Below are 7971 nucleotides of genomic sequence, written 5' to 3'. Positions count from 1 at the left end.
GTATCACAAGACCACCCACAGTTTTCACCGTTTCTACCGTCATCCCAACTTGCTCAAGGCGGGGCCAGAGCAGGTCACACCGGTGGCCCCGGAGCAGGTCTGGGTCGCTGATATCACCTATCTGCCCGCCAGGAGCGGACCGCTGTACCTGAGCCTGGTGACGGATGCGTACTCACGCAAGATAGTGGGCCACCACGTACACGAAGGAATGCACGCGGAGTCGGTGGCGATGGCGTTCAAGAAAGCGCTGAAGCAACGGTGTGGCAGCGGGGAGCTAATCCATCACTCGGACCGCGGCGTGCAGTATTGCTCTGGGCTGTATCAGTCACTACATGAACGGTACGGGGTGAAATGCTCGATGACGGATGGGTATGACTGTTACCAGAATGCGTTGGCGGAGCGGGTGAACGGGATTTTGAAAGGAGAGTTATTGTTGCAAAGCCCGCAGGATTTAACGCAAGCGCGGGAAATGGTGCGTGAAGCAGTGGATATTTACAACGCGGAGCGGCCGCATCATGCGTTGAAATACAGAACCCCCGATGCGGTACATAGGGGGTTCTGAGTAGAGAAATGCTAGTTGAAAATGTGTAAACCTATTTCAGGACTAGACAATGGCATGGGTCACTGACAACTCTTAACCGAGCGCCAGCCAGACTCCCACCCCTAGCATCAGGGTACCGGCGATGCGGTTCATCAGGGTGACATTGCCGCTCTTGGCAAGGAAGTGGCGCAGAGTGCGGCCACCGCTGGCGTAGAGCAGCAGGCAGGAGAACTCGATGACCAGGATCAGCGCCACCAGCGCGCTGATCTGCGGCGCCATCGGCTTGTCGGCAGAGATAAAGGGGGGCAGCAGGGAGATCATGAAAGCCCACCCTTTGGGGTTGGCGATGGCGGTGACAAAGCCCTGCAGCGCCAGCCCCATGGCGCTGGTCTGCTGACCGGCCGAGAGATCCGCCGGAATGGCCATCTTCCCCTTGGCCTGCCACATCTGGAAGCCAAGCCACACCAGATAGGCGCCCCCCACATATTTGAAGGCGGCGAAGATCCCCGGATAGTTGAGCATGATGGCTGCCACCCCGATCACCGACAGCACCGAGACCAGCCCGACCCCGATCAGCTCTCCCCACATCATGTGCAGGGTACGGCGCACCCCCAGGCTCATCCCCAGGGTCATCGACAGGGTCATGCACATGCCGGGGGTCACCGAGACAAAGAAAAAGGTCGGGATAAACAGAGCCAGAATGGCCGGATCGATCCAGCTGGACACAACACACCTCCATATGACGAGAGCGGGAAATCACGAAAACGGGACAGGATTGACACAATTCAGCCAGTTGTACCACATATTCAGGGGATAAAGCGCTCAATCATGCCTAAATGGCTCCTTTCTCACAAGAAAAAACCTTTTCTTCAGCACATTTCAGCAATAAAAGCCTGTGACAGCTCCTGACGTGCATGTGTAATATGTCGGCTCCTCCAATTCCGGATTAGAGCCATTTATGTCATTGAATAATCTATCAATACGTGTCCAGGTCTTGATACCTTTGCTGCTGGCCAGCCTGCTGATGATGGTGATGATCGCCATCAGCAAACAGGGTCTGGATGAAGCCATCAATGACATAGATGAGACGACCCAGAGCGTGGTCCAAAACAAGGACGATATTGCCAAACTGATCCACGCCACCTACCGGCTGCGCACCAGCGCCATCTATGGCCTCTACGATGCCAAGCTGTTTGCCGCTCTGCCCGCAAACCTCAACAGCGCCGAGCAGGAGATCAACGCCATCCTCGGCCGTCTGGTGCTCCCCGGTGCCGAGCAGGATAACCGTCAGGTCGCTGCCGCCCTGCAGGCCTACCTCAGCCATACCCGCAGCAACATGCTGCCGCTGCTGGCGCAAAAACATCAGGGTGGCGGCGATCCGGTCGCCTACGAGGCGGCTCGCCTCCATTTCCGCGAGCTGGGTGAACAGCTGATCAAGCAGATCGACAGCATGTCCGCCCACATCAACCAGCTGATCCAGCAAGAGCTGGCCGAAGAGCAGGCCCACTACGACGCCACCCTGCTGCGTACCCTGCTGCTCACCGCCGGTACCCTGCTGGCGGCGCTGATCTGCGGCTGGGTCCTCTCCGGTCGCATCGTCAGCCCCATCGGTCAGTTGCAAGAGGTGATGCACGCCGTGGCGCAAGGGCGCTTCAACGTGCGCGCCAAAGCGGAGGGCAACAACGAGCTGACCCGTCTGGCCAAAGATATCAACCTCACTCTGGGGCAACTTGGTAGCACCATCGAGAACCTGACCGGGATCAGCAACAGCGTCGCCTCCGCCGCCACCGAGCTGGCCGCCGTGATGACCCAGTCCGAGGCCAATGCAAAGCAGCAGCACAGCGAGATCGAACAGGTCGCCTCTGCCGTGACCGAACTCTCCAGCACCGCTGACAACGTCAACCACAACGCCGCCATCGCCGATGAGCTGGCGCGGGATGCCAATGGCCGGGTCGAACAGGGGCTCACCCTCTTTACCGAAAGCATCGCCGCCAACAGCCGGATGGCAGGCAGTCTGGAAGATACCGCCGCCATCGTGGCCCAGCTCAAATCCCAGTCCGAGCAGATCGGCAAGGTAATTGAAGTGATTCAGGGGATCTCCGAGCAGACCAACCTGCTGGCGCTCAATGCCGCCATCGAAGCGGCCCGTGCCGGTGAAACGGGGCGTGGTTTTGCGGTGGTGGCCGACGAGGTGAGAATGCTGGCAGCCCGTACCCAGGACTCCACCAAGGAGATCCAAGCCATCATCGAGCGGCTGCAGAGCCAGTCCCAATCCGCCAACAACGGCGTGCAGGAGACTCTGGAGATCCTCAGCCATAACCAGCGCTTGTCCGCTCAAGTGCAGGATCTGCTAAGCGGCATTACCGGTGCCGTGCGCCAGATCAACGACGCCAACGCCCAGGTCGCCACCGCCGCCGAGGAGCAGTCCTGCGTCACCGCCGACATCAACCGCAATATCACCAATATTCACGAGATCGTGAGCCAGAGCTCCGCCGGCATCAGCCAGAGCGCCAGTGCCAGCAACGAACTCTCCCAGCTCGCCGAGCAGCAACGCAAACAGCTGGCCCAATTCCAGCTGTAAGCGCACAAAGTGAACCAGACAAAAAGGCCCGCAAGGGCCTTTCTTGTTGATGGAGCAATGGCTTTGTCTCTGTTTTAAACGCCATTTTTTGGCCGTTGGTGCCATAAGGGGCTGGGCTGCCCTGTCAAATATCGGTATGGTAGAGGCACGTTACTCCCCCTCACGTGAGCACACCATGAGCCTGAGATTCAAGAAACCCGCTTTTATCGCCCTGGGGCTCATCGCCCTCATTTCCGCCGCCTGGCTCGACTACTACCTGCCGGAGCACACCATCGCCACCATCACAGGGGTCGAGGTGAAGCGCACCGACAAGGATGGCCCCATCAGCCAGAAAAACCCGGCTGACGGTCCCACCACCGACGTCTATTACATCTACACCGAGCGCCCCGGCGAGAAGATCCGGGTGTTTCGCAATGAAGATACCGAGTGGGGCTGGCCCTTCTACTTCAAATTCAACGCCGCCGACGTCCAGGCCAAGGCCAAGTCGATGGAGTTCGAGAAACGCCTGGCCATCATCACCTCCTACGGCTGGCGCGTGAACATGTTCTCCATGTTCGCCAACGTCACCAAGATCGAGAGCACAGAGCCTGACGCCTCCACCTGGAGCTTCTTCCGCTGGTTCTGGTTCGGCCTCTGGGCGCTGGTGATGGGCAAGGCAGCCATTGCGACCTGGCGCTACTTCGATCGTCTTGAGGACGAGCTATGAGTGAGCCGAGCAAGACCCGCACCAGCTTCTACCGGCGGCTCTACGTGGCCTGGCTGATCAGTCAGGGCACAGATACGGTGCCTGCCATCATGGAGGCAACCGGCATGCCGCGCCGCACCGCGCAGGATACCCTGACGGCGCTGGCCGAACTCGATATCAGCTGCGCCTTCGAGCAGACCGAGGGGGCTCGCCACCTGCAGGGGCACTACCGCATCAGCGACTGGGGCCCCATCAACCCAGCGTGGATCAAGGCTCAACTGCCGCTTATCAAAGAGACGCTGAGCTATCCCAGATCCGGGGCAGGGCAAGAGGAGTATATTGCCCCCTTTCTTATCGGACAAACGGACTAGCAACTAGATCAGTCCCCAAGCGGCAATCTGGTAGATCCATACCATCGCCAACAGGGTACCGACCAACCCCATGATGACGCCGATGCGCACCATCTGGTGACTCTCCACCAGACCGGTGGCATGGGCCAGCGCATTGGGTGGGGTACTGATAGGCAGCGACATCCCGAGCGAAACCGAAATGGTAACCGCCAGGATCAGGGTGTGGCTGCCGCCCCACTCGGCCAACTCCGGCATGCTGACCGCCAGTGCCGCCACCAGTGGCAGCAGCAGATTGGCGGTTGCGGTATTGGACATGAAGTTGGCCATCACCACTGCCAGCAGACAGGCGCCGATCAGCACCGCCAGCGTGGAGTATTCGTGGAACGGAATATGGGTGATGAGCCGCTCGGCCAACCCGGAGTCCTCCAGCGCCAGCCCCAGCGCGATACCACCCGAGACCAGCCAGAGCACGTCGAGGGAGATCTTGTGCAGATCGTCTTTGGTGATGATGCCGGTGGTCAGGAACACCGCCACCGGGATCATGGCGACCACGTAGGAGCTCATGCCGTGCAGATCCCCCAGTAGCCAGAGCACTATGGTGGTGATAAAGGTGAGGTAGACCACCCAGGCGCGAGGGGTCTGCATAAAGCGCCCCTCAATCTTGAGATCCATCCGCTTGAGGGTGCTCGGGAAGAAGCGCCCCAGCAGGAACCAGCCGAGCAGCAACAGCAGCACCACGAAGGGCACCGCAAATCCCATCCACTGACCGAACGAGATGGCATGATCGCCGGTCAGGTATTTGAGGGCCACTGCGTTGGGCGGAGTGCCGATGGGAGTGCCGATCCCGCCGAGGTTGGCCGCCAGCGGAATGGCCAGCACAAAGCCGATTTTGGCCGGGTCCTTGTCGGGGAACGCTGCCAGCACCGGGGTAAGGATGGCCAGCATCATGGCGGTGGTGGCGGTATTGCTCATAAACATGGAGAAGGTGGCGGTGATCAACATCAGCCCCAGCATGACGATCCGGGGATCCTGACCGAACGGGCGCAGCAGCACCCGCGCCAGATTGACGTCCAGATGGTACTTGGTCGCCGCAATGGCGAGGAAAAAACCACCGAGAAACAGCATGATAACCGGCGAGGCAAAGGTCGCCATCACCTCGGTGGACTTGAGCAGCTCACCAAACCCCGGTTCAGCCTTGTCGGCAGTCATGAACCAGAGCCCCTTGTCAGAGAGCAGCAGCAGCTCCAGCACTATGATCAGCACCGAGGTAGCAAAGATAGGGATGGGCTCCAGGATCCAGCAGAGGGCGGCCAGCACGAAAATGGCCACGACCCGCTGCTCGATGACGGTGATCCCCTCCAGCGGGATCCAGTGGGTCGGGATCAGCAGGATGGCGAGGCTCAGCAGCAGTGGCAGAATAATCTTGTTATTGATGGGCACTATTGTCTCCAGGATCGGGAGTAAGAAGCCAATAGTGGCATAACATGCTATCGCCTCACGCGGCTATCTCACCAAAATGAGAGCTGGCTAACTGCACGGCGCACCGTTTTGTGAGTCATATCAAGCTGGGGTCGGCGCGCGATGGCTGACGCCTCAACCCTTGCAACAAACAGGCAAAAAAACGGGCCCGCTGTTCGTTGCACACGACAGCGGGCCCGTTTCACCATTCATACCGATGAGAGGGCTCAGAAGTAGATGCGGGTCACCGACTCGATGACGCAACCCGGGCGGCGGATCCCTTCGATCTCAACCTTGATCTCTTTGAGCAACTCCAATCCGCCCTTGATGGGGGTGACCCGGGCCAGCTTGGTGCGGGCGCGGATGTTGCTGTCCACCTTGATGGGGTACGGGAAACGTACCTGATCCAGCCCGAAGTTCACCACCATGCGGGCGGTCGGGAACTCGGGTGTGGCCTCGTCGACCGAGCCAGTCAACTGTGGCAGCAGCGCCAGGGTCAGGAAGCCGTGGGCGATGGTGGTCTTGAAGGGCGACTCGGCGGCCGCGCGCTCCGGATCGGTGTGGATCCACTGGTGATCCCCGGTCACTGCAGCAAACTGATCGATCATCTGCTGGCTGACGTGCAGCCACTCGCCGACATGGGTCTCTTCACCAATGCGAGCCTGCAGGGCGGCATAGAGCTCGGCCGCCTCGGCCGCCAGCTCAACAGCGGGTTCCTGAGCCACGGCAGGCTGACCGTTGGCTACTTGTGCCACGGTTGCTGCATCCTGTTGCTGCTCGCTCTGGGACTCGACTTGCAAGTCCAGCACACGTCCCAGCAAAGGATGAAGATGTGCCTTTTGCTGAAACTCACGCCAGTAGTCGCGGATCGCCGGGGAGAGCCAATCCTTGAGCTCAAAGGGGTGCTGCGCCAGAATTTCGCGCTTGCGCTTCAGAAAATCGACAACTTTCATCTACCGATCCCTATTTGATTCAATGCCTGTAAAGAGGTCTAACCAGTCCTATTTTATTAAAGTTTCAGCTGTAAGTGCAAAAAAATCTCGGCGTACACCTGTACCAAGGCGGAAGTAACTACTTACACCATGTAAACCAGCACGATCTGCCAATGAGGAAATCGATTGCCAAAGATGCCGCCAGCAGGGACAACTCGCGGGATTCATCATGAAAAAAGGCCCTCATCGGGCCTTGTTGTGGGGAGTCAGCGCACGCCCGACCAACCGTTACGCAATCCCTCTTCATCCAGGAAGGACCAGGCGAGGATCCTGCTCACCTTGTTGCCCTGCGCCATGTCGATCACCCGTACCTGACGCGCCCCCACCCGATTCAACGCCTTTTTCGCCCCCGGCAGGTTCTCTTTTTTCGACACCAGCGAGCTGAACCAGAGACACTGAGTGGCAAACTCCTTGCTCTGGGCAATCATGTTGGCCAGAAACGCCGCCTCGCCACCTTCGCACCAGAGCTCTGCCTTCTGGCCGCCAAAATTAAGCACAGGGGCGCCTGTCACCTCCTTGCCCAGATTGCGCAGCTTGCGCTCCGTCCCCTTGCTCGCCTCTTCCAGCGACGCATGGAACGGTGGATTGCACAGCGTCAGGGCGAAGCGCTCCTTCGGCCCTATGATGCCGCGAAACACATGGTTGGGGTTACCCTGCAAACGACACTCAATCTGGTTGCCGAGTCCGTTGCTCTTGGCCAGCAAGGTGGCCGCCTTGACCGAGACCGGATCGATATCCGATCCCACAAAACGCCAGCCATATTCGCGGCAGCCGAGCAGCGGATAGATGCAGTTTGCCCCCACCCCGATATCCAGCACCCTCACCCCCTTGCCGGTAGGGAGCTGGCCTGCGCTCTCAGCCAACAGGTCGGCCGCCCAGTGCAGGTAGTCCACCCGTCCCGGGATGGGTGGGCAGAGGTAACCGGCAGGCAAGTCCCAGTGGGCAATCCCGTAGTGATGGGCCAGCAGGGCGCGATTGAGGGTCTTCACTGCATCGGGATCGGCAAAATCGATGGTGCGGGTGCCGTAGTCATTGATAAAGACATGGGCAGCCAATTCGGGAGTTCGCAGGCAAAGCGCCTCAAAGTCGTAACCCGCCTGATGGCGATTACGGGAGTGAAGTCCGGATTTACGGTCGCCCGACTTGGGGCCACCGACTGATGGTATGCGGGGTTTCATGCTGAGCCTGCCGAAGAAAACGGGCCCACACTATAGTGATTTGACTCGGGAAAGTCTAAACGAGGGCAATAAAAAGGCTATGTCCAAATGACGTGTTGCATGGGGCGCCCCAGCGCCTCATGCAAACATGCTTTGATATTTACGCCTTTTCCGTAACGCTCCAGCATCCTGCGCCAACCCAGGTAG

7 protein-coding genes and 2 pseudogenes are annotated in these 7971 nt (G+C 59.3%); 4 read left to right on the top strand and 5 right to left on the bottom strand.

Translation table 11 applies throughout. The features are described 5' to 3' along the window. A partial coding sequence (locus ACB040_RS20485; protein WP_371156292.1) for an IS3 family transposase occupies positions 1-562 on the top strand: 562 nt, incomplete at its 5' end. A 72-nt stretch (positions 563-634) separates the two neighbouring features. On the opposite strand, the gene ACB040_RS20480 is transcribed toward ACB040_RS20485, so the two are convergent. Then, complete coding sequence (locus tag ACB040_RS20480) at positions 635-1267, bottom strand: LysE family translocator (RefSeq protein ID WP_163128131.1); 633 nt, start codon at positions 1265-1267, stop codon at positions 635-637. A gap of 232 nt (positions 1268-1499) precedes the next feature. Here ACB040_RS20480 and ACB040_RS20475 point away from each other — a divergent pair, with 232 nt between their 5' ends. From ACB040_RS20475 to ACB040_RS20465, 3 genes and pseudogenes are all read left to right on the top strand, one after another. Next, positions 1500-3122, top strand: a complete 1623-nt coding sequence (locus ACB040_RS20475) for a methyl-accepting chemotaxis protein (RefSeq protein WP_338771800.1) — start codon at positions 1500-1502, stop codon at positions 3120-3122. A gap of 175 nt (positions 3123-3297) precedes the next feature. Then, complete coding sequence (locus tag ACB040_RS20470; protein ID WP_338771803.1) at positions 3298-3828, top strand: DUF1523 family protein; 531 nt, start codon at positions 3298-3300, stop codon at positions 3826-3828. Continuing rightward, positions 3825-4118, top strand: a pseudogene (locus ACB040_RS20465) (helix-turn-helix domain-containing protein); the annotation flags it as partial. The gene ACB040_RS20470 and the pseudogene ACB040_RS20465, both read left to right, overlap by 4 nt. A 63-nt stretch (positions 4119-4181) precedes the next feature. Here ACB040_RS20465 and ACB040_RS20460 read toward each other — a convergent pair. The 4 genes and pseudogenes from ACB040_RS20460 to ACB040_RS20445 form a co-directional block, all read right to left on the bottom strand. After that, positions 4182-5597 carry a DASS family sodium-coupled anion symporter gene (locus tag ACB040_RS20460; protein WP_338771806.1) on the bottom strand — a complete coding sequence of 472 codons (1416 nt, stop codon included), beginning with the start codon at positions 5595-5597 and terminating at the stop codon, positions 4182-4184. A 245-nt stretch (positions 5598-5842) separates the two neighbouring features. After that, positions 5843-6568 (bottom strand): MaoC family dehydratase, encoded by a 726-nt coding sequence (locus tag ACB040_RS20455; protein ID WP_338771808.1) that lies wholly within the window; start codon positions 6566-6568, stop codon positions 5843-5845. Between the two features lie 245 nt (positions 6569-6813). Further along, positions 6814-7785 carry a 23S rRNA (adenine(1618)-N(6))-methyltransferase RlmF gene (gene rlmF / locus ACB040_RS20450; RefSeq protein WP_371156288.1) on the bottom strand — a complete coding sequence of 324 codons (972 nt, stop codon included), beginning with the start codon at positions 7783-7785 and terminating at the stop codon, positions 6814-6816. A gap of 77 nt (positions 7786-7862) precedes the next feature. Further along, a pseudogene (locus ACB040_RS20445) lies at positions 7863-7971 on the bottom strand (IS1595 family transposase); the annotation flags it as partial.

Source organism: Aeromonas sp. S11(2024), assembly GCF_041402345.1.
In the GTDB taxonomy this organism is placed as follows: domain Bacteria; phylum Pseudomonadota; class Gammaproteobacteria; order Enterobacterales; family Aeromonadaceae; genus Aeromonas; species Aeromonas veronii.
Note: the sequence above shows the minus strand (reverse complement) of the source record. Positions and strands in the feature narration are given on the sequence as shown.

What these genes read in the sequence shown, in the direction of transcription:
- ACB040_RS20475 (WP_338771800.1), top strand. Translation starts at nt 1,500, where the DNA reads ATGTCATTGAATAATCTATCAATACGTGTCCAGGTCTTGATACCTTTG.
- ACB040_RS20455 (WP_338771808.1), bottom strand. Translation starts at nt 6,568, where the DNA reads ATGAAAGTTGTCGATTTTCTGAAGCGCAAGCGCGAAATTCTGGCGCAG.
- rlmF (WP_371156288.1), bottom strand. Translation starts at nt 7,785, where the DNA reads ATGAAACCCCGCATACCATCAGTCGGTGGCCCCAAGTCGGGCGACCGT.
- ACB040_RS20470 (WP_338771803.1), top strand. Translation starts at nt 3,298, where the DNA reads ATGAGCCTGAGATTCAAGAAACCCGCTTTTATCGCCCTGGGGCTCATC.